The sequence below is a fragment of the Listeria aquatica genome, assembly GCF_014223975.1.
Lineage (GTDB): Bacteria > Bacillota > Bacilli > Lactobacillales > Listeriaceae > Listeria > Listeria aquatica.
Map to the genome: position 1 here is coordinate 257,456 of NZ_JAARRM010000002.1, position 25,083 is coordinate 282,538.

Annotated in this window: 43 protein-coding genes; 7 read left to right on the top strand and 36 right to left on the bottom strand. The window is 35.9% G+C overall.

Annotation, left to right across the window (positions count from 1 at the left end):
- Position 1: 1 nt before the first annotated feature.
- The 35 genes from HB912_RS07055 to HB912_RS07220 form a co-directional block, all read right to left on the bottom strand.
- On the bottom strand, positions 2–370 hold the full coding sequence (locus HB912_RS07055) for a hypothetical protein (protein ID WP_185373294.1): 369 nt from the start codon (positions 368–370) through the stop codon (positions 2–4).
- Positions 371–418: 48 nt separating this feature from the next.
- On the bottom strand, positions 419–661 hold the full coding sequence (locus tag HB912_RS13185) for an Ig-like domain-containing protein (protein WP_342354368.1): 243 nt from the start codon (positions 659–661) through the stop codon (positions 419–421).
- Between the two features lie 16 nt (positions 662–677).
- On the bottom strand, positions 678–1,109 hold the full coding sequence (locus tag HB912_RS13190; RefSeq protein WP_244964452.1) for a phage tail tube protein: 432 nt from the start codon (positions 1,107–1,109) through the stop codon (positions 678–680).
- A 4-nt stretch (positions 1,110–1,113) separates the two neighbouring features.
- The gene (locus HB912_RS07065; RefSeq protein WP_185373296.1) at positions 1,114–1,485 is read right to left on the bottom strand and encodes a hypothetical protein; all 372 of its coding nucleotides are present in this window, start codon (positions 1,483–1,485) and stop codon (positions 1,114–1,116) included.
- Positions 1,482–1,799 (bottom strand): HK97 gp10 family phage protein, encoded by a 318-nt coding sequence (locus HB912_RS07070; protein ID WP_185373298.1) that lies wholly within the window; start codon positions 1,797–1,799, stop codon positions 1,482–1,484. The genes HB912_RS07065 and HB912_RS07070 overlap by 4 nt, the downstream gene beginning before the upstream one ends.
- Positions 1,789–2,151, bottom strand: a complete 363-nt coding sequence (locus tag HB912_RS07075; protein WP_185373300.1) for a hypothetical protein — start codon at positions 2,149–2,151, stop codon at positions 1,789–1,791. The genes HB912_RS07070 and HB912_RS07075 overlap by 11 nt, the downstream gene beginning before the upstream one ends.
- A complete protein-coding gene (locus HB912_RS07080; protein WP_185373302.1) occupies positions 2,141–2,506 on the bottom strand; it encodes a head-tail connector protein in 366 nt (121 codons plus the stop codon). Before HB912_RS07080 ends, HB912_RS07075 begins: the two co-directional genes overlap by 11 nt.
- A gap of 9 nt (positions 2,507–2,515) precedes the next feature.
- The gene (locus HB912_RS07085) at positions 2,516–2,734 is read right to left on the bottom strand and encodes a hypothetical protein (RefSeq protein WP_185373822.1); all 219 of its coding nucleotides are present in this window, start codon (positions 2,732–2,734) and stop codon (positions 2,516–2,518) included.
- A gap of 12 nt (positions 2,735–2,746) precedes the next feature.
- The gene (locus tag HB912_RS07090; RefSeq protein WP_185373304.1) at positions 2,747–3,637 is read right to left on the bottom strand and encodes a hypothetical protein; all 891 of its coding nucleotides are present in this window, start codon (positions 3,635–3,637) and stop codon (positions 2,747–2,749) included.
- A gap of 14 nt (positions 3,638–3,651) precedes the next feature.
- Positions 3,652–4,206, bottom strand: coding sequence for a hypothetical protein (locus HB912_RS07095; protein ID WP_185373306.1), 555 nt, complete (start codon positions 4,204–4,206; stop codon positions 3,652–3,654).
- A 79-nt stretch (positions 4,207–4,285) separates the two neighbouring features.
- Complete coding sequence (locus HB912_RS07100) at positions 4,286–5,329, bottom strand: phage minor capsid protein (RefSeq protein ID WP_185373307.1); 1,044 nt, start codon at positions 5,327–5,329, stop codon at positions 4,286–4,288.
- A 2-nt stretch (positions 5,330–5,331) separates the two neighbouring features.
- Complete coding sequence (locus HB912_RS07105; protein ID WP_185373309.1) at positions 5,332–6,867, bottom strand: hypothetical protein; 1,536 nt, start codon at positions 6,865–6,867, stop codon at positions 5,332–5,334.
- 12 nt (positions 6,868–6,879) lie between these two features.
- Positions 6,880–8,199, bottom strand: a complete 1,320-nt coding sequence (locus tag HB912_RS07110) for a PBSX family phage terminase large subunit (RefSeq protein ID WP_185373311.1) — start codon at positions 8,197–8,199, stop codon at positions 6,880–6,882.
- Complete coding sequence (terS, locus tag HB912_RS07115; protein WP_185373312.1) at positions 8,135–8,908, bottom strand: phage terminase small subunit; 774 nt, start codon at positions 8,906–8,908, stop codon at positions 8,135–8,137. Before terS ends, HB912_RS07110 begins: the two co-directional genes overlap by 65 nt.
- A 44-nt stretch (positions 8,909–8,952) precedes the next feature.
- Entirely contained in the window at positions 8,953–9,189 is a 237-nt protein-coding gene (locus tag HB912_RS07120) for a hypothetical protein (RefSeq protein ID WP_185373314.1), read from the bottom strand.
- A gap of 17 nt (positions 9,190–9,206) precedes the next feature.
- Entirely contained in the window at positions 9,207–9,422 is a 216-nt protein-coding gene (locus HB912_RS07125; RefSeq protein ID WP_185373316.1) for a hypothetical protein, read from the bottom strand.
- 43 nt (positions 9,423–9,465) lie between these two features.
- On the bottom strand, positions 9,466–10,065 hold the full coding sequence (locus HB912_RS07130) for a hypothetical protein (protein WP_185373318.1): 600 nt from the start codon (positions 10,063–10,065) through the stop codon (positions 9,466–9,468).
- A gap of 5 nt (positions 10,066–10,070) precedes the next feature.
- Positions 10,071–11,036 (bottom strand): hypothetical protein, encoded by a 966-nt coding sequence (locus HB912_RS07135; RefSeq protein WP_185373320.1) that lies wholly within the window; start codon positions 11,034–11,036, stop codon positions 10,071–10,073.
- Between the two features lie 276 nt (positions 11,037–11,312).
- Positions 11,313–12,230 carry a P63C domain-containing protein gene (locus HB912_RS07140; protein ID WP_185373322.1) on the bottom strand — a complete coding sequence of 306 codons (918 nt, stop codon included), beginning with the start codon at positions 12,228–12,230 and terminating at the stop codon, positions 11,313–11,315.
- Positions 12,231–12,310: 80 nt separating this feature from the next.
- On the bottom strand, positions 12,311–12,757 hold the full coding sequence (locus HB912_RS07145) for an ArpU family phage packaging/lysis transcriptional regulator (protein ID WP_185373324.1): 447 nt from the start codon (positions 12,755–12,757) through the stop codon (positions 12,311–12,313).
- 57 nt (positions 12,758–12,814) lie between these two features.
- Positions 12,815–13,138: a DUF2481 family protein gene (locus HB912_RS07150; RefSeq protein ID WP_185373326.1), complete on the bottom strand. Its 324-nt coding sequence runs from the start codon at positions 13,136–13,138 to the stop codon at positions 12,815–12,817.
- A 2-nt stretch (positions 13,139–13,140) separates the two neighbouring features.
- Positions 13,141–13,551 carry a RusA family crossover junction endodeoxyribonuclease gene (locus HB912_RS07155; protein WP_221635664.1) on the bottom strand — a complete coding sequence of 137 codons (411 nt, stop codon included), beginning with the start codon at positions 13,549–13,551 and terminating at the stop codon, positions 13,141–13,143.
- A complete protein-coding gene (locus HB912_RS07160; RefSeq protein WP_185373328.1) occupies positions 13,505–13,678 on the bottom strand; it encodes a hypothetical protein in 174 nt (57 codons plus the stop codon). The genes HB912_RS07155 and HB912_RS07160 overlap by 47 nt, the downstream gene beginning before the upstream one ends.
- Positions 13,679–13,696: 18 nt before the next feature.
- Positions 13,697–14,164, bottom strand: a complete 468-nt coding sequence (gene ssb, locus HB912_RS07165; protein ID WP_185373330.1) for a single-stranded DNA-binding protein — start codon at positions 14,162–14,164, stop codon at positions 13,697–13,699.
- Positions 14,161–14,463 (bottom strand): MazG-like family protein, encoded by a 303-nt coding sequence (locus tag HB912_RS07170; RefSeq protein WP_185373331.1) that lies wholly within the window; start codon positions 14,461–14,463, stop codon positions 14,161–14,163. The genes ssb and HB912_RS07170 overlap by 4 nt, the downstream gene beginning before the upstream one ends.
- Positions 14,451–15,353, bottom strand: a complete 903-nt coding sequence (locus HB912_RS07175; protein WP_185373333.1) for a DnaD domain protein — start codon at positions 15,351–15,353, stop codon at positions 14,451–14,453. The genes HB912_RS07170 and HB912_RS07175 overlap by 13 nt, the downstream gene beginning before the upstream one ends.
- Before the next feature lie 28 nt (positions 15,354–15,381).
- Entirely contained in the window at positions 15,382–16,059 is a 678-nt protein-coding gene (locus HB912_RS07180) for an ERF family protein (protein WP_185373335.1), read from the bottom strand.
- 10 nt (positions 16,060–16,069) lie between these two features.
- Complete coding sequence (locus tag HB912_RS07185) at positions 16,070–16,546, bottom strand: siphovirus Gp157 family protein (RefSeq protein ID WP_185373337.1); 477 nt, start codon at positions 16,544–16,546, stop codon at positions 16,070–16,072.
- Entirely contained in the window at positions 16,543–16,803 is a 261-nt protein-coding gene (locus HB912_RS07190; RefSeq protein WP_185373339.1) for a hypothetical protein, read from the bottom strand. The genes HB912_RS07185 and HB912_RS07190 overlap by 4 nt, the downstream gene beginning before the upstream one ends.
- Before the next feature lie 104 nt (positions 16,804–16,907).
- A complete protein-coding gene (locus HB912_RS07195; RefSeq protein ID WP_185373341.1) occupies positions 16,908–17,183 on the bottom strand; it encodes a hypothetical protein in 276 nt (91 codons plus the stop codon).
- Positions 17,184–17,354: 171 nt separating this feature from the next.
- The gene (locus HB912_RS07200; protein ID WP_185373343.1) at positions 17,355–17,636 is read right to left on the bottom strand and encodes a hypothetical protein; all 282 of its coding nucleotides are present in this window, start codon (positions 17,634–17,636) and stop codon (positions 17,355–17,357) included.
- Between the two features lie 104 nt (positions 17,637–17,740).
- Complete coding sequence (locus HB912_RS07205) at positions 17,741–18,004, bottom strand: hypothetical protein (protein WP_185373345.1); 264 nt, start codon at positions 18,002–18,004, stop codon at positions 17,741–17,743.
- 9 nt (positions 18,005–18,013) lie between these two features.
- Complete coding sequence (locus tag HB912_RS07210; protein ID WP_185373347.1) at positions 18,014–18,550, bottom strand: helix-turn-helix domain-containing protein; 537 nt, start codon at positions 18,548–18,550, stop codon at positions 18,014–18,016.
- Positions 18,551–18,673: 123 nt separating this feature from the next.
- Positions 18,674–19,291 (bottom strand): Rha family transcriptional regulator, encoded by a 618-nt coding sequence (locus HB912_RS07215; protein ID WP_185373349.1) that lies wholly within the window; start codon positions 19,289–19,291, stop codon positions 18,674–18,676.
- Between the two features lie 10 nt (positions 19,292–19,301).
- Complete coding sequence (locus HB912_RS07220; protein WP_185373351.1) at positions 19,302–19,538, bottom strand: helix-turn-helix transcriptional regulator; 237 nt, start codon at positions 19,536–19,538, stop codon at positions 19,302–19,304.
- A gap of 158 nt (positions 19,539–19,696) precedes the next feature.
- Here HB912_RS07220 and HB912_RS07225 point away from each other — a divergent pair, with 158 nt between their 5' ends.
- The 5 genes from HB912_RS07225 (at position 19,697) to HB912_RS07245 (ending at position 23,181) form a co-directional block, all read left to right on the top strand.
- A complete protein-coding gene (locus tag HB912_RS07225) occupies positions 19,697–20,122 on the top strand; it encodes a helix-turn-helix domain-containing protein (protein WP_185373353.1) in 426 nt (141 codons plus the stop codon).
- Positions 20,123–20,133: 11 nt separating this feature from the next.
- The gene (locus tag HB912_RS07230) at positions 20,134–20,595 is read left to right on the top strand and encodes an ImmA/IrrE family metallo-endopeptidase (protein WP_185373355.1); all 462 of its coding nucleotides are present in this window, start codon (positions 20,134–20,136) and stop codon (positions 20,593–20,595) included.
- Positions 20,596–20,670: 75 nt separating this feature from the next.
- The gene (locus HB912_RS07235) at positions 20,671–21,276 is read left to right on the top strand and encodes a hypothetical protein (protein WP_185373357.1); all 606 of its coding nucleotides are present in this window, start codon (positions 20,671–20,673) and stop codon (positions 21,274–21,276) included.
- A gap of 97 nt (positions 21,277–21,373) precedes the next feature.
- Positions 21,374–22,732, top strand: a complete 1,359-nt coding sequence (locus tag HB912_RS07240) for a recombinase family protein (RefSeq protein ID WP_185373359.1) — start codon at positions 21,374–21,376, stop codon at positions 22,730–22,732.
- A complete protein-coding gene (locus HB912_RS07245; RefSeq protein WP_185373804.1) occupies positions 22,723–23,181 on the top strand; it encodes a competence protein ComK in 459 nt (152 codons plus the stop codon). The genes HB912_RS07240 and HB912_RS07245 overlap by 10 nt, the downstream gene beginning before the upstream one ends.
- 32 nt (positions 23,182–23,213) lie before the next feature.
- Here the strand turns inward: HB912_RS07245 and HB912_RS07250 are convergent, their stop codons facing one another.
- Positions 23,214–23,564: a helix-turn-helix domain-containing protein gene (locus HB912_RS07250; protein ID WP_036071350.1), complete on the bottom strand. Its 351-nt coding sequence runs from the start codon at positions 23,562–23,564 to the stop codon at positions 23,214–23,216.
- Between the two features lie 279 nt (positions 23,565–23,843).
- Here HB912_RS07250 and HB912_RS07255 point away from each other — a divergent pair, with 279 nt between their 5' ends.
- Positions 23,844–24,107: a CD3324 family protein gene (locus tag HB912_RS07255; RefSeq protein WP_185373360.1), complete on the top strand. Its 264-nt coding sequence runs from the start codon at positions 23,844–23,846 to the stop codon at positions 24,105–24,107.
- Positions 24,108–24,204: 97 nt separating this feature from the next.
- Positions 24,205–24,855 (top strand): FBP domain-containing protein, encoded by a 651-nt coding sequence (locus tag HB912_RS13360; RefSeq protein ID WP_185373362.1) that lies wholly within the window; start codon positions 24,205–24,207, stop codon positions 24,853–24,855.
- The last annotated feature ends 228 nt before the right edge of the window (positions 24,856–25,083 follow it).

Below are 25,083 nucleotides of genomic sequence, written 5' to 3' on the forward strand. Positions count from 1 at the left end.
CTTACTTCCCCGCTTCTTCTGTCGTCTCCGGGAAAATAGTTTCATAAATATAGTTGATAATGCCGTTGTATACTTCAAGTGGTAGCTTGCTTGGATGCAATTCTTTTTGGCTCTCTTCGTTAAAGAAAATTTCAAGCATTCGTTCTTCTGTCTGCTCAATTTTTTTCTGAATTTCTTCTGCCTTCTCCGCTCCATTTTCGCTATTTTCAGCCGCTTCTTTTTGCAGCACAATAAGTGAAGATAAGTCGCGTGATAAGTTTTGGTAGCGGATAACTGCTAAAGCGCTAATATCTGCTTCGTGTGTTTTTCCATTTACTTCGATCGGCAGTGTTAGCTGGTTTTCTTCAAATTGAAAAGATTTTTTTTTCATCTAAAAGCCTCCTAAAAAAGCTCCCTTACAAAAGGGAGCCAATCTATTTTATTCTTCGTTTTCTGTAACCGTAACAGCTACCTCTGCTTTTACTGTCGGCTTAGACTTGCTAGCAACTGTAATTGTTGCAGCACCTGCCTCCACACCTGTAACAACACCAGCAGTAGTAACCGTTGCAATCGACGTATCACTAGTAGAGAAAGTAACAGCTTGATCGGCTTCAGGCGGCTCAACTGTCGCTGTAATGTTTACAGTACTACCAACCTCAACCGACTTAGTAACGCTGTCCACTGTAACGCTGGACGGCTCATTTACTGGGAGAAGCTGGAACGAAAACAGGGGTTCCATTTGAATTCATAGATGCTGAAAACGAGCCAACATCATTTGCTCCGCCACCGCCGTAGTTGTTGATTCCGATCGGTCCAGTAACATCAAAACTATCTCCGTTTGGATACTTAATAGTGATTGTTTTTTCAGCTTGTGCACCTACCTTGTCCCAAGTTTCACGCAACTTAATCTGCCCCGGGTCTGTATCATTATATTTTCCTTCAAGAGATAACTCCATTGCTGCACCTGTTTTAACAGCACGTTCAAACACTTCTCCTAAAGTACTATACTGCTCAACGTTTGAATTTAATGAAACATCCAATGTTTCAATATCACTAATTGGAACTGGTGTTCCGCTTCCCTCTGGGTCTTTTACAAGAACTTCTAATTGTTTAACTGCAAATGTAGCCATTTGCTCACATCTCCTTTTCAAATAAAATTGTAAGTTGATATACAAGACGCTCGTCGTCATCATAGTCTACTTTCCCACCGCTTGAAATCGTTGTATTAATGATTTTTTGATTTGGAATTTCAAGTTGACTTGGATAAGTAGTAAGAAAATAGTCTCTTAACGTGTCGTAATTCTTCTTACATCTCTCAGTGTTTTTGTCATAAATCAAAAAACCGATATTCTCACGAATTCGGCTTTGCTTCGTTATCTGGTTATCTTGGAATATAGGAACTTCTTCAATCACAATCATAGAATCTAAGTTAGTTGCTTTAACAAATCCTAAAAATTTCATGTCTGGGAACAGATTATCAAGCCAATGTTTTAAATCCCCAATCATAGTCTCATACCTCTAAAAAAAATGACGTCTAACCTAGATTTATCGTATGCTATCGCTGTTTCATACCAGCGTGGCAAACGTGCATTTGTAAAGTACTGCTTTCGAGCATAACTAACAGTACTAGAAACTCTGGATACTACCCCACTTTTTTGTTCAACAATTTTAGATGCCGAACTTCTCCGCAAATCACCGGTTAATATTGGTGTGACTGGAAGTGCGGCTTGTCTAAGTTCACTTCCTAAACCAGTAGCCGTTTTAACCGCACGCGTTCTTATTATTTGAACAACTTGATTTTTATAGCTCTTATAGGTCATGTTCCATCACTTCCCCCAACATTATTTCATAGTGGTGAATTGATCCGTCAGGATTTTCTAAAATTCCGACATCCACAACTTTCCCTGATACTTGCTTCCACTTTGTTAGTTGAAAAGTAGCATTGTCACCAGTATTTACCGCAAAATCTAAATCATTGCAGAATAAACAAATGGTATGCTTCCACATCAGACCTTCTTCACTTTTAATAAGCTGTTTATCTGATTCAACACGAAACTTACTTGAATGCTCTGACTTAACAACATCATTGCCAAAATCGTTCTTCTCGATTGCTTTAAAGGCTACTTTCGTATTTAAGAATACATCGGGTATAGGTGGAAATCTAAAGCTCATAATAACCACCTACACCCGCATATAGCCAACCGTTCGATAGAAGCAGATCATGTACTTTTGATGAAACTTCTGGTATAAGGTTGTTTGAATTTTGTGCTTGACCACCCATTGACATTTTTCCAAGTGAAAAGCTCCCAACGCCAATAAAACCAGAATACTTTTCTAAATGCTCACATTGCCATGCCACCGCTTGTTTAATTTCTTCTGGAACTTCTGAACCATTGATAATATTTGGAATCACTTCCTTATCAATAGCCGCAGAAGCTTGACGAATTAATTGTTTAACTTTAACGGAATCATTAATTTCAATGTTTGCAAGCTCTAAGAGTTCTTCAGGCGTAATGTATTCTTTCATTTCATCACCTTACTTCTCTGATTTTTTCTTTTTGGAACCTGCCTTATCCTTAGAAACATTGTTTTCCTCTACTGTTTCTGTCTCATCAGTTTGCTCAACGTTTTCTTCTACTGTTTCGGAACTAGATGATTTTGAAGATTTTACTTCTTCAAAACCATCTTTTTTCAACTGATTAATTAGAACATCATTTTTTGTGTTATAAACAGCATTACCTTTTTTCAGAATCATGAATATCCCTCCTTATTCGCCCGACGTTGTAGTTGCTACAGTAGACGCAATCACACCATCTTTTTGCTGTTCCAAAACAAAGATGTCATGATATACGCGATATTGATATAACCAGCCGTCCCCTTGTCCGACTGCACCCGGAGAATGAAGGTAAATAGAAGCGTGCTTTGTTCCTCCAATGACTGAACCTTTATTCACAAGAAGATAGTTCAATTTTTTAGCTGACGCAACGGGCTTATAACCATCTGTAAAATCGAAAGTATCATAAAAGCGATCTTCCGCTTCTACCTCAACAAGGCGTACACCGTCAATGGAAGTAATCCGCGTTTCTAGCGAGGAAGGCCCAATATTTTGAACTGTAATCGAACGTGTAAAGTCTGGGCAAAGTTCAAGCGCAAACATTACGTCAGGCGACACATACATAATCAAGTTTTGCGTGCCGTATTTTTTCACTTTTCGAATTGCTGTTTTAAGTGTCAAGAACACATTATCTTTCGTAATTTCTTCATCTTTTGAATTTCCGTTTTCAGCCGCTTTTGTAGCGAGTTTTGAGAAGCGGTATGCATCCATTTCTGGTCCTGCATGGCGTGCATTAAATTCTTTTGTAACGTTCGCCGCAGTTAAAGCTTGTCCAGTTTCATCTTGATCCATTACGTCAACAAAAAATTCAACATCACGGTCAAACGTGATCGTGTAAGGTTTATTCTCGTTAGATACTGAACCTTCGTTATAGCCTTTGTTGCGTGTATGTGGTTTTAGCCCTGTTGTTGTGATTGTTTGGATTTTAAATGTTTTAGCATCCATCCAAAGCAAGTTTTTAGTCTCTAATTCATTCGTGTAGGTACCAAATACCAGTTTTTGGTCTAGTTCTTTTCCATATTTGTCTACATAGTTAATAGCCATTTATTTTCTCTCCTTTAATCGTTAGAATTAAGCGCCTTTAGAAATGGATCGTTTGAGCTTGGCGGTACATTATTATCAAATCCCGCACCAATTGGCGGCGGGGTTTCTTCCTGTTTGTTTAACCATTCAGGATACTGCTCCACCAATTTATCTAAATTCTCATCGTTACGTTCTTCGTCTCCAAACAATTTAGTAAATGCCTCAAACCGTTCTTCTTTAACGCCTTTTTCTTTTAGTTTTGTGTGCCATGCATCGGTTTCTTCTTTCTGGATATACTCATTAAGCTGTGATTCAATCCCATCTTTTTCTTTTTGGATTTTCTTCAATGCTTTTTCTGAATCCTGAAAACTACTTAAACTTTCATTAAGTTGATTGATTTCTTTTGTTTTTGCTTCAATTTCGGACTCGTGCGCGCTTTTCAAAGTCGCAATTTCAGCATCTTTCTTACGCTTCTCGTCAGCTATTCTACTTTTCACAATATCGTTCACTTCTTCTTGTGTAAAAGTTTTTTCGCCTTCTTCTGCAAAATGTTGAATGTCAAACTTAATGGGTTCAAATTTCTTACTCATAATATCCTCCTTTTAAAGCTCTGAGTGAGCTATCCCCGTCTATTGTTTGCCGGCGGGTAGGCAAAATTAAAAAGACGCTTTACGACGCCTTTATTTTTTCTCTATCCAGTTCACGGACCAGATATGGATAATCTTCTAAATGCTGTTTAAGATTTTCTTCCCATTCATTAATCTTGCGAGCAGTATACGGCTTTAATTTACCCTCTGCGAGTTTGTTCTTAAGTTTCCACTCGCGTATACCTCTTTCGTAATAACGTTGCTTTTGCTGAGCCTCATAGGCTTCTTCATCGTATTCTATTGGTTCTTCTGTCTCTTCACCGTCAAAATACAGGTACAAGAAATGATGACAATTCGGGTGGAATAAGCCTTCATCTTCTGCTTGTTGTAATGACATATAGTTGCGACTTTCGTAATTAACTGAAAGTATTTCTCCTTGCCACGGAGCACATCTAGGGCATGAAAGCTCATGGGCTGATACTTGAACTAACTCATGATCGTATGCGCCTAAAACACGACGCATAGCATTTAATCCAATATGAAAAAAAGCACCTCTACCAGCTAATTCTAAATAAGAACCTGGTCGGTACTTTCTGCCTGAATTGTCTATAACACTCTTAATGCCATCACCAGCAATATTTATAAGAGAAGCTGCTATAGCGTAATCTAAAGTGTTATTTGATTCGTCATCAGTGCTTTTTATAGTCTCTTTGTACTTTGAAAGTGCACCTTTTTGCATTTTATTCGCTATATCATCAGAAATTGAAGTTAGCTCATTGCTTTCAAATAAATAATCATTGTCGTTTTGTCTAACTTCTTTGGCTTCGTAACGCCCTTTCATTTCGTGCTCATATTCTTCGATACAATCGAGATAAACACTGTACACTAATTTGTCTATCTTGTGTTTAGAATTGCTCTTAAAACGCTTAATATAAGCTTTAAGCTCACGTTTAAACTTATTTATTCTGACAGCTTGAATAATGCGCCACTTTTTGGGATTCTTTGAGCCATACATACAATGCTTTTTAATCATTAAAAGGATTTCAGTTTCTGCTTGACTAAAATGTTCCCTCAAAACGGCAGCCTCTTTTTCAAAATCTACGGGGGATTTATGACTATGTGCCATTGTTAACCACCTCTAGTTTCAGCGCCTCCGATTGCTTCAGGGTCTGGCACTTCTCCAATATCATTTTCTTTGTAGATACGATTAACTTCTTCTTGCACTTGTTTATCGTCCCATTTGGGATGAATCATTTTTACCTTTTCTTCTACACTCATCGCTTGCGCGCTTGTCATATTATTTAGAGTAGAAGATAACTCGCTTAAGTTTGTACTCATCGGATCTGGAAACTCAACAATAATACGGGTATTACTATCTAATTTTCGATCAGTTAGCAAATAAAGAAAATCCCACATCAACGCTTCGTATTCGTTTTGTATGATCTGTTTCTTTTTATCAATCTTGCGCATTGTAGCATCGCGCAAAGAATAAATTTCGGTTGCTTTTACATCCCGATTTCCTAAATTAAACGTGTTAGGGTTATAACCGGATTTCGTTACAGCTTTTTGCGCGAAATATTCCATAGTTTCACGATAACTTTGGTCCCTAAATTCGCCTTGAATAAATTGCAAGGTATCTTTCAAAGTTGTTCCCGGGTCTAATGAACCTTTTAGAATCATAAAGTAATCTTCATCAGCATCAACGCTCCATTTATCCCCGCGTTTGCCCTTTTCTTTCATGAACATGCGTTCAGTAGCCGCAACTTTCGTTTTTGTTTTCTCACCTTCACGCATATAAATAGTGAATACATAATCAACTGCAAAAAGAAAATTAATGCAGTGTGATAGGTCAGATTCGCCTAATTCTAAATGTGTAAAGCGTGAATTTGTCGGGGTGTTATTAATCAGATAAGCTCCGAGACTAGAAAGACCAATAGAAATGGGCTTGTTTAATTGAATTTCATTTTCTCGTATGTGTTTAGCAATTGTATCCGGCAACGCTTCTTCTTGAATTGGCTTTACATCATCACCAACTATCTTACAAACAGAATACGTTGAGAATCCTCCTTGCGCTGTTTTGCCGGTTTTGTTAGACCAAGATTTAATTTCACGAGTTTCAACTAAAAAATACTTGTCATAGGCATTCGCGTTCGGAATCTCCTCAAAAAAGTTGAATCGTTCAGGTACCCCATTTTTAAAATCAATCCAAAATTGGTCAACAGAGTGAACAGAGACGCTGGGTATGCCGTTTATAATATTTATTTTAGCGGCAGCTACTCCACCGCCTCCAGCAAGTTCCGTGATCTTCACGTTCTTTTTATCAAACTTATCAATTCGCAATGCCTCTTTAAGTTGTTTAGTCAGCCCTTCGTCGACCTTATCGCTATTATCACTTGTTACCACCTTTACACCTAAAGGCTTGCCACTGATGTATTCAGCACCAACCACAACAATTTCATTCCCTGTCCCTGAATTCATCAGCTTGTTATGAATCCCTTGAACGTATCCACTCGCCCACATTGATGTTAAATGGGCGCTTTTATAGTATTCTTTTTGAGATTCCGGAATCATAGGCAAATACGAAGGAATTAAATCAATATCAGCATCTTCTTTATTGCTAAATACACTTTTTACAAATCTAGTTAACATACTCCATACACTCATATATTCACCTCCTTAAATAGCTTCGTAGTTTCGATAAAAGTAATTGACAGCGTAGCGACTTGTGTCCATCGCATGATTATTTTTGTCTACCGGCTTTCCGCTGTTTTCATCACGCACATACATACCAATTTCTTGCAACCAAGAATAATGATCGTATGAATCATTGCTCTGCTCCACTAGTAGATACCGCCTTTCACTTAAAAGAGTTTGCATGCGCTCTATGCCTACCTCTATTCCTTTCGTAGCTCCTCTCACATCATGAGCATTGTTATCTGCTCCTAGTGTGTCCTCTCCTAGCTTTTCTAACTCTTCACGTAACCAGCGACAAGCGGGGTCAACGCGTACAGGTTCATTACATGGAGCATCATACTTATTCATACACCACTTTTTAAATTGGACAATTTCAGCAGCGTAAGTGGAACCGGCTTTAGTTATCCCAGTATCCCGCCCACTGTGATAATAGGTAGCCATCTGGTTCATTTTATAGACATACTCGCTGTTTTTTTCATGTTCAGTTATGATATAGCACTGACATACTGTAGGGTCTTGTTGCCCGCCATCAGCAAAAAAGACCATCTCAACAGGATGTCCTTTTAATTCTGATTTTATATTTTTTTCCAAGTCAAAAGTTTCATAAATAATGCCAGAAGGTAGAACCCTCTTGCCGTACCAGTCACGCTGCAGCAAATAAGAAGAATATTTCAATTCGTTATAAAGCTCATCACGCCGCTTATCATCAAGAATAGGGTTGTCATAAGGTGTCCAATGCCTCCATTTATAACGTCCTGCTTTTTCGTATCGGTCAAACACTTCTGTTAGAATTGGGTGGCTTGGTGCAGGTGGATTAAGTTCCGCTAAATGAAAGCGGTCAGGCGCTGCATAGGTTCTTCTAAATGCTTCTTTTACAAAATCCAAATGCAGCAGATTAATTTCTAAGAACGTGACAGAACCTAAAGACATACCGGTTATAGCTCCCACACTATTAACCTTCCCGCCGCCTTTATAATAAATTTTCTTAGGACCATTTGGAGAATGCAGGAGTAAATGATCCCCATGCTCATCATGCTTCATTTCGGCTAAGTTCCCGTATATATGAATCAAGCCCAAGCCATCACCGTCCATGAACAATCTAAAAGCCTGTTCCTGATTATAAGCGGCCACAAGATGATTTTTAGATGGTGAGTTAATGTAAAAATTAGCCATTTTGAATATGTCTGCGGTTGTCTTTCCGGATCTAGGGGTTCCCTCATTAACTTCAAGTGTTATATTAGTCGTTTGCTGGCGAATCGTTTCTTGTTGTTTCGGACTGAATTTCAGCAGTACCAGAACCATCCCCCCCATTCACAACATCAATAAGTGCATTTAACATAGTGGTGTCCTTCTTAGCACCTTTGATAAGCTCTGTACGAGCTCTAATATTATCAGTGGCAGCTAAAATCTGTTTAAGTTTAGCTGTGCGCTCATCATCTTCATTCGTGATATTGATGAATTGTTTGATAAGATTGCTTAATGTTGTCATAGCTCGACTTTGAGCATTTAAAAAATTCGCCTGTTTATCCCAAGCGAATTGATATTCGTACTTATCTGAGCCACTTTCCCCAAACCCATATTGTGTCTGAGCCTTAGTTTCATCATTTTCATTTTTAACCCACATAATTTTTTGAGCACGGATAATCGCAGCATATTGTATTTCTATTTGATGCCAAAGTAGATCTTCTGGCTTTTGTTCCTGTAACTCGCCTATAATCTCATTAGCTTCATCATTGAAATATTTTGCAAATAAACCATGTGTTCTAGCGTTCTGATTGCCTTTTGGAGCGGCTCCACCTTTATTCCCTTTGGCGTTTTTATTGCCGTTAGACGCGCCCCCTCGTTCTTTTGTGTGCACACTTTTTAGATGGGGTGCACCACTATCACGAAACCAGTTATATCTTTTTTTCCACGACTTCACAGTATTGAGAGAAACCTCGTACTTTTCAGCGATTTCCCTGTATTTCATTCCATCGTTATAATCTTTCTCAGCTAGTTCATACTTTTCCATGACTCATCAACTCCACCCCCAAGCGCATGTGTTTGTTTTGTTAACTATTCTTCGTTCTCTGCATCATGAATATTTCCTATAATGACATCTAGTGCTTCTAAATAATCTTTCTTCGTCTGCTCATATGACTTTCCTGATACTGCTGTTGTACGTTTAATAAGCATTTCATGTATTCTAGCTAAAGAGTAGCTTTCTTCTGAAATATTTCCATTTACAGAAATCCTGTATTCTGGCTCTTTCCCTTTTGATTCGGTTATACTTGATCGAATTACATCACGCATTTAAGCACCCTCCATCCTTAAGCGTCTAAAACAACTCTGATGCCTTCATCATCATTGAAAAGACTACGTACCTCTTCAAGCGTTGCGAGTGCGTCAGATTGATTAGTAAAAATAAATTCTTTTGGAACATCTTCTCTTTGCGTACTTGAACTCACTGTGTCTTCTTCGATATTTTTGCTAATGTTATAACCCGTTAAATATTCTTCATTTCCTAGCATAATTAAATAGTTCATTGTTCCACTCCTTTGCATAATAAAAAGCCCTCGAGGGAGGACTTTAATTTATATCGTCTAATCTTTTATCTTCTTTTCTTTGCTCTCTTTCTAAAAAAACTTCTAAATTCTGTAAAAGAAATTCTTTCTTATCATTTGCTTCTTTTTGCTTCTCCAACCCAGCTATGTCTTGTTTGAAGATTATATAAATATAAAATCCACAAATTATTGAAGTTAAAATAAAATATAGATTTAAAAACAAATTCACAATATAAGTAACTTGTTCATTTAGACTAAAAAGCCAATCACTTAAGAACCCAAAAATCAGAACTAACATGGCGGACACCATAGCGTGCTTTAGCAATTTAAGTAGGACTTGAAATCCAGTACTATATAATTTACCAATCACCGAAGATGAATTATAAACGGCAAATATCGTGTACATTGTAAAATAAATTCCTATCAGAACCGTTGCACTTGTAATTATACTATCTTTTTGCAAGTAGAAATATTTCATAATAGCATAAAATATGTAACTTGCTGGCTTTATTTGTTCAAAAAATAAACAAAATACAATCACCACAAGGATATATAATCCAATGAAAGCAAAAATTAATTTCTTCTCTATAAAGTTATAGATTTTATTGATTTTCTCATCATCCATTTTTATCACCTTATATCTATATTTACTAAAGAACCAAAATCTTTATATTTGCTCTTTATTTCTTTTCCTTTGCTCTCATATAGGTTTAATATCTCATCTCGAATAAACTCATCTCCAAGCACACCTATCTCGTCAATTTCATTGATTTCATCTTCAATAAATGCTTCTGTTTTAAGATTTTTTGTCATTTCCTTATTTGTATCTGGATCAATATATTTAACTTGAACACTTTGTACTGCCTCACTTGCCAAGTCAATTAAAGAAATAAACTTAACAATATCTTTATAAGCCATTTTATTACGTTTCCTGCCTTCTTTAAACCCAAACATGGCTATACTAGAATCTATCTGCTTAGATGTGTCAATACTTTGTTTCATCAACTGTGCAAACATACTTGTTTTTTCCCTTTCTTCAACTGCTTCATAATCAAAAAAATTATCAACAACTCCCGTTACAGTGGTATCTAGAGTAACATTAATAGATTTTATATGTGTGGAATTCAGCACTTTATCTAAAATATCGTTTCTTTGTATCTGCTTGAATTCACATTTTAAATCCTGCTCTTCAGGTAAAAATCTTTCTATATATTCACATATCCCTTTGGCTCTACAACCTGTGTGATTGTATTCCACTACCATCAAATATTCATCCGGAAAGATTACTGCTCTAGTAACATCAAGAACATCGCCTTCAATATTTTTTCTATCTGCAGTCCCCTTCTTTCCTTGAAAAGGCTTTTTATTTCTGTAATCTGCCATTGCTATAGTTCTTCTATTCCCTTGCTTCCCACCTTCGTTAGTACTAGGAAGTATATAATTATTTAATGCTAACGGCTTTCCGTTACAAATTTTTAACTTCTTGTCATCTTGAAGAGGATTGATATACTTATCAAAAATGTGATTCAATTTATAAGATGTTCGTTTTCCTTCTTTCGTTATAAAAATGTTAAAATAGTGTACTTTCTTAGCCATCTTCTGTCCCTACCTTTTTGTGTTTTTTGTTTTTAGTATACAACACAAAAACCTTCTGTTCAATCGTCAATAGATTAAACAGAAGGAAAAAAAGGTAGTTTCCACGTGTATTTACAACCAGCGTGGAGAGGTTGAGAACCCGAGCAAACAGATACCACAATAAATATTTTTTGACTGGTCGCCTGCTCCCGAGTTCTTCATATTACAATATTAACACGGTTTTTAAGCAGATTACCGCCAGTTTTCCGCCAAAAGTCCGCCAAATTTACAATTTCATTAAAACAGAGGATTAATTCCATTTTTTATATCATCTTGTAATCTTTTTCTATCCAATTCAATATGGAAGGCTTTTTGAAAATTCTTCTCAAAATCTTGTATATCTTCAGATAAGACCATAACTCCAATGAGTTTAGCCAAGTGCTTGTCTAGTTGAGGAATGCCGATATTTTCTGTTAGATGCTGAAAATGTTTATGTCCTCTAAAAATAGTTCCTCTAACACCCTCTTTAATAGGGTTTCTTTTCTTAATTTCATTCATAACATCATCTGGGAAGATGCCATAAACATATTTATTTGTAAAATTTCCAATCCATTGTGGTCTTTTAGGATTGCGAGGATCGAAAGACGCAGAAATTCCATACAGTCGATAAATTTGCTCATAAAATTCAATCGGAAAGCGAGCCTGCCACTTCATTAAATCTTTTGAGATATAAGCCGATAGAAGCTTTTGGAGATTTTTACTATCTCTATCATATTGAAAACCAGTGGCTTCATCAATTAGTGCAACTATACCTACTTTAGCTAAGGCTCTAATCATCATCAAGGCTCTTTCATAAACAGGTTCTTGTGATTTCGTAAGACTTCCTACCTCATAAGCTGAAACATACAGGTCTGCGACTTTAGGAATAATCGTTGCATCATAAGCAGTTGATATTCTCCCGTTCTTTGCTCTGTATCTGATAGGTTGTATGCTATCGTACAAGTCATCATCTATGAATGGAAGCAAATTTTTAGCTCCAATAAAAGCAGGTAATCCCTCTACTCTTATATCCCCTCTTCTGCTTTTTCCAATTGCCGAAAACACGTCTGATGCAGTAATAAGTCGTTTCCCGGATTTAGTCACCAATGCATACATTTTCACATCGCCAATTTCAATATATCCACTGTGTGTGATTTCTTCTGTGTAACTTTCCATTATTTCGCTCCTCGGTTCAACATGCTAATATAAAACAAATGCGCAAGTTGTTGTTTTGTTTTATATTAGCAAAAAGAGCCTTATGTGTCAATTCGAAAATCAAGCAATTTTCCGCCTTTATAAGCCTCTGCGAATTCCAATAATGCATTCGCTAATTTCCTCTCAAAATCCCGTTCTGAAAAGCTCTCGTTCATTTGGTCTTGCATGTGTAACTGTATTTGCGTATTGGTCCAATTTTCTTTCTGAAGATATTTAAAATACAAAATCTCGTAACTTAATTGAGGTAGTTTTTGGCAAGCATCTAAAATTTCAAGTGCCTCTTTTTCCACATCAACTTTACGTTGAACCAGTGACTCTATTTTAGAGATCGCCTTTTTCCCAGCTCGCGGCATGTCACTTAACGTGGGAACTAGAGAAATAGAGTACTCTTGACCCGCGATTCGCTCTAAACTTCTATATCTGGATAACACTTCTCTAGCAGCTTTTTTTGTCTGTTGAACATTAATTTGTGGTAGTAAACTCAACATTTCGACACCCCTGTGCTATAATATTTTTACAGACTAGCGGGGGCGACCCTGCTTTTTTTATGCTTTTTTTCTCTTTGCTAAACCATTTCTAATTTTCCACTTGGACACTGTAGATTTAGAAAATCCTAGCAATTCAGCAATTTGACTATCTGTCTTGCCTTCTTTTTTAAACGAGAAATATTCTGCTTCTGTCAAGTCAATAACTTCATTTCGTCCTTTCGTCTCTCCATGCGCATAAACTAAACCTCTTCCTTCGGTTCGTTCTCTTTCTTTTTTCTTTAACTCATGTCTTAATTTAGAAGCTTCTTCATGCGACAACTCAGGATCCAACAATTTATCAATAATACGCAACTGCTCGTTCTTGTTCTCCTCCATAATCATTTTTATGCCTCCATTTCAACAATAACACGGCTTTCTTCGTCCTTATTTATCATAAAATGGTCTGAAAATCCCTTTATATAATTCAAATTGTCATTTTCAATAAAACCCGCTTGCACCATTCCATCAAAAATAAATTTCTTGGCAAACGCGATATTATCCGCGTCTTTTCTTTTATTTGGAATAATCCAAGTGAGTTTTACTCTGCAAGGAAATTCAAACTTAACGCCTAATTGCATCGCTCGAGTGACGAATAAAGCACACTTTTTTGTCATTTTTCTTTTCTCTGCCGCTCCTGCTTGTCTATGTCCCCGTTCTTTGTTTATATAGGTGTTTAAATCTGTGAGCGGTAAAGGGATCACTATTTTGTTAGTTATGGCATTCTTCGATGACTTTAACTTGATAGATGGATTCAATTTCTTTATCACTCATTTCTACTAGCTCGTATATTTTATACTCAGATACTTCTGCGATTGCGTTAATCATCAATTGCACATGCTTTTTTCTTTCATTGAATCGTTTAGTAAACTCTGTTACTGTCATTGTTTGCCCCTCCTGATTTTAGAATGGAAGATCATCATCTGAAATATCAATCGGCTTCCCGTTACCTGCAAACGGATTACTAGAAGCGTTCTGCGTCGCTTGTGGCGCTTTTCTTTGAGAATATGACTGATTGCCTACATGTTGGTTACTATTGCTTGTAGATGCTACTTTTGGCTCTAAAAATTGAACGCTTTCAGCAACTACTTCTGTAACATAAACGCGCTTACCATCTTGCCCTTCGTAGTTACGTGTTTGAATTCGACCATCAACGCCCGCTAAGCTTCCTTTTTTAAGGAAATTCGCTACGTTTTCCGCTGGTTTTCGCCAAACTACGCAATTAATAAAGTCGGCTTCTTGTTCTCCCTGTCCATTTTTAAAGTTTCTGTTAATAGCAAGTGTAAAAGTCGCAACCGCAACACCTGCTGGAGTATATCGAAGTTCTGGGTCTTTTGTTAAACGACCTACTAATACAACACGATTCATCATTTTAAATCACTCTCTTTCACAAATACGCCATTTACAGTTTTACCTGCTCTGTTTTTAATCTCGTCGTATGCACAATTTAAACACTCGTATAAATCCATGCCGTGTTGCTGTGCCAAAATAATAAGTGTGACTACAACGTCACCAATCCCATCACGCAAAGCGTCTTTATCACTTCGAGCAAGTGCTGCGGCTACTTCTCCAACTTCCTCAACTGTTTTCAGCATCTGCTTGCTTGATTCTGCTTTGTCCAGTCCTTTATTTTTTGACCACTCTTCAATTAATTTCACTAGTTCGTCCATTTATTTTTCCTCCTTCTCAGCCGCTCTTTAATTGCGTCCGCTTGCTTCGCTAGTTCCGGATCACTTTCTTTTGGTTTCTCCTGTTCTAGTTCCTGATCCGTTTTGTCGACCCAATCTGGGATAATTTCTTCCCTTCCAATATTTTGCCTTCTCTTCTTAGCTGTACGCTGTTGTTCAGCAGCATTTATTAAATCTATCGTTGTTAAATTTCGATTTAACCAATTACGCAAAATTCCTTGCACATAATTGAATGTACGGGTATCCCCTAAAGCAGTAATTTCAATAGCTTTTTTAACTACCTCATCGCCTAAATCATCTTTCCACATTTCGAGACCTTCAATGATTGCAGGATTTTCTGGACCGATATTTTTTTGGAAATAGTCATGAATAGATAATGATGACGATTCACTTTTTTTATTGTTGTCTTCTTTACTTTTATTTACTTTACTTTCCTTTACTTTCCTTTTCTTGCTATCATTTTTCATGGCATTTGCTATAGGGTGGCTATCGCTAGGCTTTTGCTTGGCTTCTTCACCATTACTCCCCCAGCGTTTTTCCGCTCCACGTTTTCCAGCTTCTGAAAGCTTATTGCTTTTTTTATCTTTGAGTTCCATTCTTTTTTTAAATCCTTCGGAGTAGAAACACTCACCATTTTCGGTGAAGGCAAATAACCCAAAGTCTTCAATGATGGATTTTAATTTAGATGCGTCTACTCGAAGGTCAAAGGCTAACATATTGTAATCTTTGACACTCATGTAGTCCGCTTCTTCTCTCAGACGTTCTAAAAGCATGAAATAAATCCCATAGCCTTCTGCGCCGTACTTCATGCGCACGGGTAACAGCTTATCGCTGTTTCTCGCATTGCTATCATGCGAGAAATAACTGTTCATAAAATCAGCACCTTTCATTTTCAATTAACTAAAATGGAAGTTCTTCTTGTTTTTCTTGTTCTTGGTTCACTTTATTTAGTTCGTTTTGAATGCTATTGATGGCACGCATCACTTTCTTTTTAGTAAGGTCTTCTTTCTGATTAATCCCGTAAGAAGCCCATACTTCTTTTTGAGTTTTTCCAAAAATTTGTTCTAACTCATGTGATTTTGATTTCAAAACTTCAACATCTCCGCTCGTTGCTAATGGGTCTTCTTGTTTACGCTTCGAGGTAGTCGGTTTAGTTGATTTTGTTGATTGCTTTTTTTCATCGTTTCCGCTTGCTTCGTTTCCGTCATCATCTTCATCGCTTGCAATTCCAAAAGCGGCAGAAAGAGAATAGCGGCGTGCATAAGTTAACGCGCTTCCCGCCCCTTGTGCAGTGTTTTTATCAAGCGGTAATAGAAAGGCATCAAATTCAATAAATTCGCCACTGTCATGCGTCAGGATCGTTTTAACACCAATCTTATTTTCTTCTGAAACAGGAACTTGCACATATCCAAGTCCAAGCGGAGAAGCATGTTTTTTAATCGTTGTAATCACGTTTTCAAGTGGCACATACTTACTTTTGAAAAAAGGGTTATTCGCTGATTTCGTTGGCTGTTCGACTGCTTTTTGAAATTGGGATAATGCTTTAGCTAGTTCTGTGATTGTTTCACTCGTTTTCATTTAAACCACCTCATACAATCCGTAATGATTTTGTTTGTTTAATTTGTGCCCCTTCCACTTCTTTACCTGCTTTTAAATCATTTAGAAGGGCTTTTTTATCCAGTTTCGGTTGTTGTTCCACTAAATACGCTTGTAACTTTGTTTCGTCTTCTACATTGACGCTTTGCGGATTATTTTGAATGCGGATAGTAAATAATTTTCCACTTACTTTAGTAACATTTACTTTTTCTAATTCAGTTTGCAAATACTCTTTTAACCCTTTTGCGTTATTCGTTAATGTCTGTTTCCGTGCGTTTAGCCGCTTTATTTCTTCATCAATAGCGTTTGCCTCTGCTTCAATCGTCCGCACTACTTTCGCTGTGCTTTCTGCTTTGTCCTCAATTGCTTCATTAATAGAATCAAGTGTGTCTTTTAGTGTTTCAGCATCAACCTGTTCTGCAATCTCTAACACTTGATTGTATTGTTCTGTCAGGTCATAAAGCTTCATTTATTTACCTCCTCCGGAAATCTTTGTTTCAGTTCCGCGATTTCTTCGCCAATCGTTTCATAAACAGCTTGTAAATCATCATAAAAATCGGAGCCACTTAGTACATCAGCATACTTTTTTAAAAATAGGTAGAAGCTTCTAAGTTCTTTCGTATGATCTCGTACATAAGTTATCTTCGCGATGTCTAAATTATTCACGTATTCCCGAACAGTGAATATCTCATCTGTACCATCGTTTAAATCTTTCATATGAATCATTTTTTCACCCTCCAATTGTTTAGTAATGGGAAAAGTGCTATAATTAATTTGTGTATTTAACTAAGCACTTTATCCCTAGCGACACTTTGCTGAGTGTCGTTTTTTTATTGCATATAATGAGAACTGTCAATTTCCCAATCCCACGCATCAATTCTATTAAGATGCCTTTCTATTGTTGGTTTGGCATGATGAATACGCGAAGCCCATTCTGCAATATTGAAGCACTCCCCTTTTGCCGCTGAAATCGTTCTGCGATCTAATTCTCTGCCTTGTCCGTCTAGAAGGACATATCTTATTTGTGTATAAATTTCATTTACAAATACATACAATTGATAAATTGTTCCATCAACTGTTATCTTTTTTTCTTTTACAATTTTCATCATCTACACCTCCTTACAATCCCCAATTCATTACTGTAATCGTCACGCACAACACAACTACAGACGCTACCATGCAAACAAATGAGATGACTGTACATATATCTGATACAGCCCATTTTTCATTCTTATCTACATCAAAAAAGTAATTGTTTAAACTGGATAATAGTTTTTTCATTGTTTCCACCTCACCTCTCTCCGCGCTTCAATTCGTTTACATAAATCAATTTCTTTTGATATATGTTTGTTTAATGCGTCCACTGTCCAGCCATTTTTGACTAATCGTAAACAATACCACGAAAAACCATGATCATCTCGAACATTAAGAACCATTTCACCGTTCTTTATGTCGCTATGTTCTGCGGTGTATTCAACATTTTCATAAAATCGTTGTCTAAATAGTTTGAGTGTCTTCTTTCCTTTCCTCGCTACAGCCACTTTTTCACGAATTGCCATATTTTAAAGCCGCCTTTTCCTCTGCTAGTTTCGCTAAAACGTAATTGCAACCCATTGCCCACATTGAAGAGTAATATAGAAGCCATATAATCCAATTGGGTAAATCAAACATGTTTATCCCTCTTTTCTATAGCTTTCTTTTTGTTTGTAGGTAGTCTAACAATCGTTGTCATTCTGCCGTCATCGTCAAACACATATTCGTCTTCTGTAAATTCTTGCGGTGTAAAGTGTTTGTTTGTGATTGGAGCATGCTTCATGATTTCATTGATTTCTTTCAAATCGACGTTTGGCTTATAGCCAGTTTCTGGATGAACTAGCTCAATAACTTCCAACTTTTCAGGATCAACTTTTTTAGCTAAATTTGGCATTTTTACACCTCATTTCATTAAATAACCTGCTTCTCTCCATATACTCGATCTTTCTTCTATCAAATTCGCTAGATTAAACCCGTAATAATCGCATATAGTCGCTAATAAGCTGTTATCAATAAATACAGAATCTAGTAACTCGGAAATATAATTTTTAATCTCTGTTTTTTCTTGAGGTCTGATGTCCTCTTTTATTTTTGCTAAAAGCGGCGCAACTTTTTCTGCATGCGCCTCTTCTTCTCGTTCCTCTTTTTCAGCAATCACCGAAAAAATTAATGGGTGAACTTCGATTCGATCCGCAAATGGGACAACGTACCTCGAAAAACTGCTAAGCATTTTTCTTGCTACAATATTTTCATTTAGTGAATTTGTTAAGCTCTGCATGACATCAGCAGGCATGTTTCTTTCACCTGTCTTATAATGTCCAATGCTCGATCTTGATACGTTTGCTATACTTGCTAATTCCTTTTGTTGATATTTCTTGTTTAATAATTCTGTTTCAGATGCTACGTTTGCCGACGAAGCTATCACTTGTGTATCTAACATTTTTTCTTAATCCCTTCATTTTTTGTAGTATATTTTTTAAGCACGCTACTTTATTGCGTTGTATGATTCAATTAAGCATTTCGCTCCCCTGAAATGTTCGAGCGCTGTTGTGGTGGGCGGCGCTCAATATTCTCTTTTAGGTGTCCAACCTTTCACGTAGACTAAAGCATCTTGAAAATCGGATTGCCTCACATCCTTATAGGAGGTACAAGCGAATCTATCGCGAATCTCTCTATAAAGCTCTCTAAAATATTTACTCCGCTGTTTTTTATCCTCTGTTATCCTATAAACACGTGCCCCGATTGCCCTTTGAAGCTTCCTCTGTTTTCCGTAATCAATAGTCATCTGATTTTCGAGCTTGCTCTCAAGTGAATCGATTCTACTTTCTAATTGATTTTGAGGTAAAGCGCTTTTGCTTACTATTTGCTTCAATTCGTTAAACGCTTGAATAAATTGTATTTTCATTTTCATTGCTTCTTTAGTTACATAGCTCATTGCAACAACCACAAATGCTTCTTCTGTCAGTAAGTATTTTCTATAAAATTGCTTGTTTTGCGGGTGTTTATACTGGGTCTGCGCAAAGTTGCTTAACCCCCATACACCTTCATTAGCTTCATTGATTTTTAATAATTGAGCATCAATATCCCGAAGAACTTCTTTATGCGCCTTATTAAATTTCTCTGCTATAGTCAAGCTATCTGTAAGAACCCTGTTATTTTCAACAAAAACCAAATCGTTCATTTTATCCCTCCTAGACTTTTGTTAGTTTTTTAGTATGGAATTCTTGTACTTTTTTTGCAAATAAAAAATCCAAATTTTCATTTAGAACCTCTGATATTTTAACAGCTTGATTAATAGATGGATTACTATAACCAGTTTCCCAGTTAGAAATAGTTGATTTTCTAACTCCAAGTTGTTCTGCTAGTTCACTTTGCGTTAAGTTACTATTTTTTCTTGCCGCTATAAGATTTAAATTTTTACTACTCATTTAATCATCACCTCCATATGAATAACTTGTACTTTTATTATAATACAAGAATCTTGTATGTCAATATATAAATACAATTTTTTTGTACTTTTTATTTAACCATCGAACAAACATTCTTTTTGTAGTACAATATATTTGTACTTAAAAGGAGGGATATTATGTTATCTGAAAGAATTAGATTAGCAAGAAAGGTGCGTAATTTAACACAGTCTGATCTTGCAAAAAAAGTGAATACAACAAAAGCAACAATAAGCAATTATGAAAATAAATACAGTTCGCCTTCCGGAGAAATGATTTCACTTCTTGCTGATGCCTTACAAACAACCACAGATTTCCTTTTAGGGAAAACAGATAAAATAGATAATGTCCCGTACTGGGAACTATCAGATAAAGATCATAAAGAGATTGACATTGACCTAGATAAAATTTTAGATGGCAATGGGGCGGGTAACGTTAACTATTATGGTGAACCGCTTACCGAGGAAGAAAAAGAAAAAGTTGCTACTGCAATTAGAATAGCTCTTGAAATGAATAAAAAGGAAGCTAAAAAGCGCTTTACACCTAAAAAATATCGAGATAAGTAGTAGGTGAAAATATGGATTTTGATAAAATCGCGCGAGATACTGAAAATCTAATTCAAAGACATGGGACTAGCGACCCTTTTCAGTTGGCTAGTAATTGCGGTTATATGATAAGAGAAATTGATTTAGGTGAAAATAATTATGGAATTAGAGTTTCTACTAAACGAATCCAAACAATTTTGATTAATGGTAACAAAGATGAAATCATCAGAAATTTCGTCTGTTCTCACGAATTCCAACACTGCCGCCATCATAGAGATGAGAGTACGCCATTTTTAAGAAAGCATCTTAATGGTCTATTTGTTCCTAGAATAGAGAAAGAAGCGAATTTTGGAGCATTTTATCTTTTATCGTATAATCTAGATAAAAGCGACTTTAAAAATTATACAAAGGAACAATTACTATCTATTTTGGGTCTACCTGATGAGCTAGCATGTTTCTTAGATGAAGATATTTTAAACACTTATATTCTATAGTATTTTTATAAAGTAATCTAAAAACTAAATAAAGCTAATAATATTATATACAGAAAAAAGAGGGAGAGAAGTTGAATGAAAAAAACTTTTTTTAAAAAATGGTGGTTTTGGTCTATTATAATTATAATAGCTTGTGTTATACCGTCCGCTTTTTGGTACACCCAAGTATATTCTTCAGCGTGGGGTAAAGGCTTATCAAAAGAAGATATAAACGCATTAGAAGAAGCAAATACTTCAATGATGCAATTTAACAAATATGCAGAAGAAGCAAAGGATGGCATTGAATTATTTGAACTTAACGCAAATACTGATCCGCAATCAATAACTGAGCCTTTTAAAAAGATGGGTGATTTAATTACCCAACAGTCTGATGACTATATTAAAAGTTACAACAAATATTCTTCTGCTGTTCAAAGTACTTTGAAAGATAATCACACGAAAATAGTAAAAATGAGACAAGATGTTAAGTCGCAACAGAACGAAATTAAAGAAATATATAATAACGCGCACGACTATAACAGAAACTTATCTTCTGAAGAATCTAAAATAGTTGATAATATTTATAAAGCTATGCAAGAAGAACATGTACAAAGCACATCCTTCAATAATTACGAATTTAAAAAGAATGCTATTCTAAACGATAAAGCTAAAAAAATAGTTTCTTATTACCGTGAAAATTAATCATTACACCTATAAAAAATATTTAGTATTAAGAAAAGCCTTCGGGCTTTTCTTTTGAAGCAAAAACAGAACACACGTACTGTTAAGGAGGGGTAAAATGAAAGCTGCTATTTATATACGTGTTTCTACTCAAGAACAAACAGAAAACTATTCTATTCCTGCACAAACCGAAAAATTGCAAGCTTTGTGCATGTCAAAAGGCTGGGACGTTTACGACATTTTTATTGATGGCGGTTATTCAGGCTCTAATATCAACCGTCCAGCGCTTCAAGGCATGCTTTCTAAGCTCGATAAAATAGATGCAGTTGTTGTGTATCGTCTTGATCGCTTATCGCGTTCACAACGCGACACACTTCTTCTAATTGAAGAATACTTTTTAAAGAATGATGTGGAATTTGTGAGCCTTTCAGAAACACTTGACACTAGTTCACCTTTTGGACGGGCTATGATCGGGATATTATCCGTTTTCGCACAGTTAGAACGTGAGACAATTCGTGACCGTTTAGTTATGGGTAAAATCAAGCGTATTGAAGAAGGTCTCCCAATGGTCACAGCGAAAGGGCGCACCTTTGGTTATGATGTGGTTGATACTAAATTATATGTGAATAAAGAAGAAGCGGAGCAGTTACAAGTAATTTATGACACTTTCGAAGATGTGCAAACGATTAACCTTCTACAGAAAGAAATGCACAACAAAGGCTATAAAGTCTTTAACAGAAAACGCTATTTGAATCTATTAAGCAACGATGTTTATATTGGTTATGTGGGTTATGCTGATAAAGTTCATAGAAAAGGAATCCATGAGCCAATTATAAAAGAAGATCAGTTTTATAGAATTCAAGAAATACTTAAGCGTATGCAAAAGTTCCCAAATATAAACAAAGAATCTAAATCTCTTCTAGCTAGTTTGCTCGTTTGCGGTAAATGCGGTTTACCTTATTTACACGCCTCAAAATCGACGACTTCTAGAGGACATGTATATAGATATCGCTATTACATGTGTAAATCTAAAAAAAGATTGTATCAATATGAGCCATGCGACAACAAAATGTTAAGAGCTGATGAACTTGAAAAAATTGTGCTGGATCGCGTTGCTAATTATTCGCAACCTTCGCAACTAAAAAAACAAGAACGCGACTTATCCAAAATCAAAAATAAAATTATCGAACAGCAAAATAAGAAAAAGCGTCTATTTGATTTATATTTATCTGGAAACTATGACAAGAAAGAATTAGATAGAATGATGTTACAAATTGATACAAAACTATCTGAGTTAGAAGAGAAAAAAGAACAGCATGAAAATAGTCTTTCAAAAAATGACTTAAAAAGTATTTTCGAAATGAACGACTTTAAAAATATTTATGAAATGGATTTTAAAAACCAGCAAAAGCTGTTGCGGGCGTTGATAGAATCTATAGTTATAAACGAAGATAACATAGAAATCAACTGGAAATAGTCTACACATTTTGTGCCTCGTGGAGTCTTGCAGGACGTAAAGAAGGGACAAAGCACCTGATCGGAATTACTCACAAGCCACCTATCATTATTGACCCCATTTCGTTTACGTATGCTTTTCCAACTACTTCACCGCAAAATCCTCACTGTGTCTGGATATTCCCACAACATATTAAAGATTACCACGCTGCCGATAATAACCAAACTTTCATTCGCTTTGCTAATTTAGAAACGATCGTTTTAGATATTTCGATTTCTTCCTTTAATAACCAAATTGCTCGTACTTCTATGTTACACATGAAATTTTCTCAAAAAATGCGAAAGATCGAAAATCAAATTCCTCAAAACTCTATGTTTTTTCCGCCTTCCAACTATGTAGCAGAAAGTTTCTTTGGATACAGGTCTGCGCTACCAAATAATACCCAACCAACCGATCACTCTGAAAAATAGAAAAATGAGTTTTCCTAGTATCTTAGGAAAACTCATTTGCTTTGTTTTAAAATCACATCTGAAATTTCTTTTATTAATTTTAAATCTTTTTCTGAAAAGGAATATGGCAATTCGAGATACCACTTTTCAAGCTCTGGATTGCCGATAAGCGGAAAGGCATTAACTGAGTTTTTTTCCCGCAGTGCAGCCACGTCATCAAGTAAAAAATCTGTTGTCGTGCCGAGCGTTTCAGCTAAAAGAGCCAACATAAAAATAGGTGGTTTATGTGTCCCATTTTCATACTTGCTAATTGTGGACGGCGTTACGCCAATTTTTTTCGCTAATTCTTTTTGAGTTAACCGATTTTTCTTACGCAAATTTATTAATTTTTCGCCGAAATTCAAAACGCTCACCTCTCCTCCTTTCTATTATAGCAATCCTTTGCATAGATTTCGACTCCGCATTTCTAATTTGCTAAAATTTACTTTACAAATTTTAAAAAAAGGCTTATATTAACTTTATCAAACGGGAGGTGACGAGCTTTATGACAGCTCTTACTAAAACGTTCCAGGCAAAGCCTTTTTAGCGGCGATACTTTGTTTGGAATGGTTAATGTCTAAAATCGCCAAGTAAAATGGTTTTGCCGATTTATTATTTGATTAAATAATAAAGGAGCGAGCCAAATGAAATATCAATCTGTTGAAGATGTGCTTCCTGAGTCTCTTATTGAGGAAATTCAAAAATACGCTTCTGGGACAACTCTTTACATCCCCGCTAGAAAAAAACGTGCTTGGGGTGCAAATTCCGGAATCAGATCGAAACTAAAAAAACGAAATGAAGCCATTAAACTAGCTTTCGAAGAAGGAACTACTATGAAAGAGCTAGCTGAAAACTATTTTTTATCGGAAAATACGATTAGAAATATTATCTATCAAAAGACCTGTTGAATCCAGCAGGTCTTTCTTTAAAACTCTTATGAATTGTTTTCAGTACTGTACAACTGTACTTTTCTTCCTTTAAAATAAGTTATGGAGGTGTTGAACTGTGGAAGCTTTTATTCCCAATCATCTTTTTAATGCCATTATGCGTCATGCCAAGCAAGTCTGGGATGCAGAACGAAGTGTAAATGACTTACAAATCAAAAAGGAATTTGCTTTTTATTCACTAAGTAAAGCAGAAAGCCTCTTCGAACAATTAAATCAAGAACAAGCGGCTCTTTTAAAACCACTTACCGAAATTAAAAATGAACAAGATCTCGAAAAATTTCAAGAATCGCTTACTTCCTATATTTATCCATTTCCTTCAATCAGTGAAGCGCAACTCAAAAAGATGTTTAAAAAAACAAAAAAACTGCATCCCCCAGAGCTTACAGACGAAAAACGTAAACAACTCACTTATCTAAGCTGGCTTGATGCGGGTTCTATGAAAAAATTCATGGTTTATGAGTATGAAGGTAAACTTACTGCTTTAAAAGGGAATTTTTTGCCTAGTCAAAAAAAAGATATTTGCCATTTTTGCAATCAAGTGACAGACGTTGGTTTATTTACAGTTGATGTAACGATAAATTCAAAAGCAAATACCTATAAAGCGCTCAGCAATTATATCTGTCAAGACGCAGAAAGTTGCAATGCTCATCTGACAAATACTGAAAAACTGGATTATTTTGTAGCGTATAGTCAATCTGCTAAAAAATAAAATTGAGCACTGTAAAAATCACCTCATCGCTATGGATGAGGTGACTTTTTTTAATTCGATAAGCTATCTGCATAAAAATACATTCTTTTCATGAGATAGCTATTAAAGTTATTGCTATACTTTTTTTATCATTTCCCTCACATTTATAATTATCATTTTAAATGTTTAAATACATACAAGTGGTTTGACTTTCAAAATGCTATAGATTATCATTTTAATGTATTATAT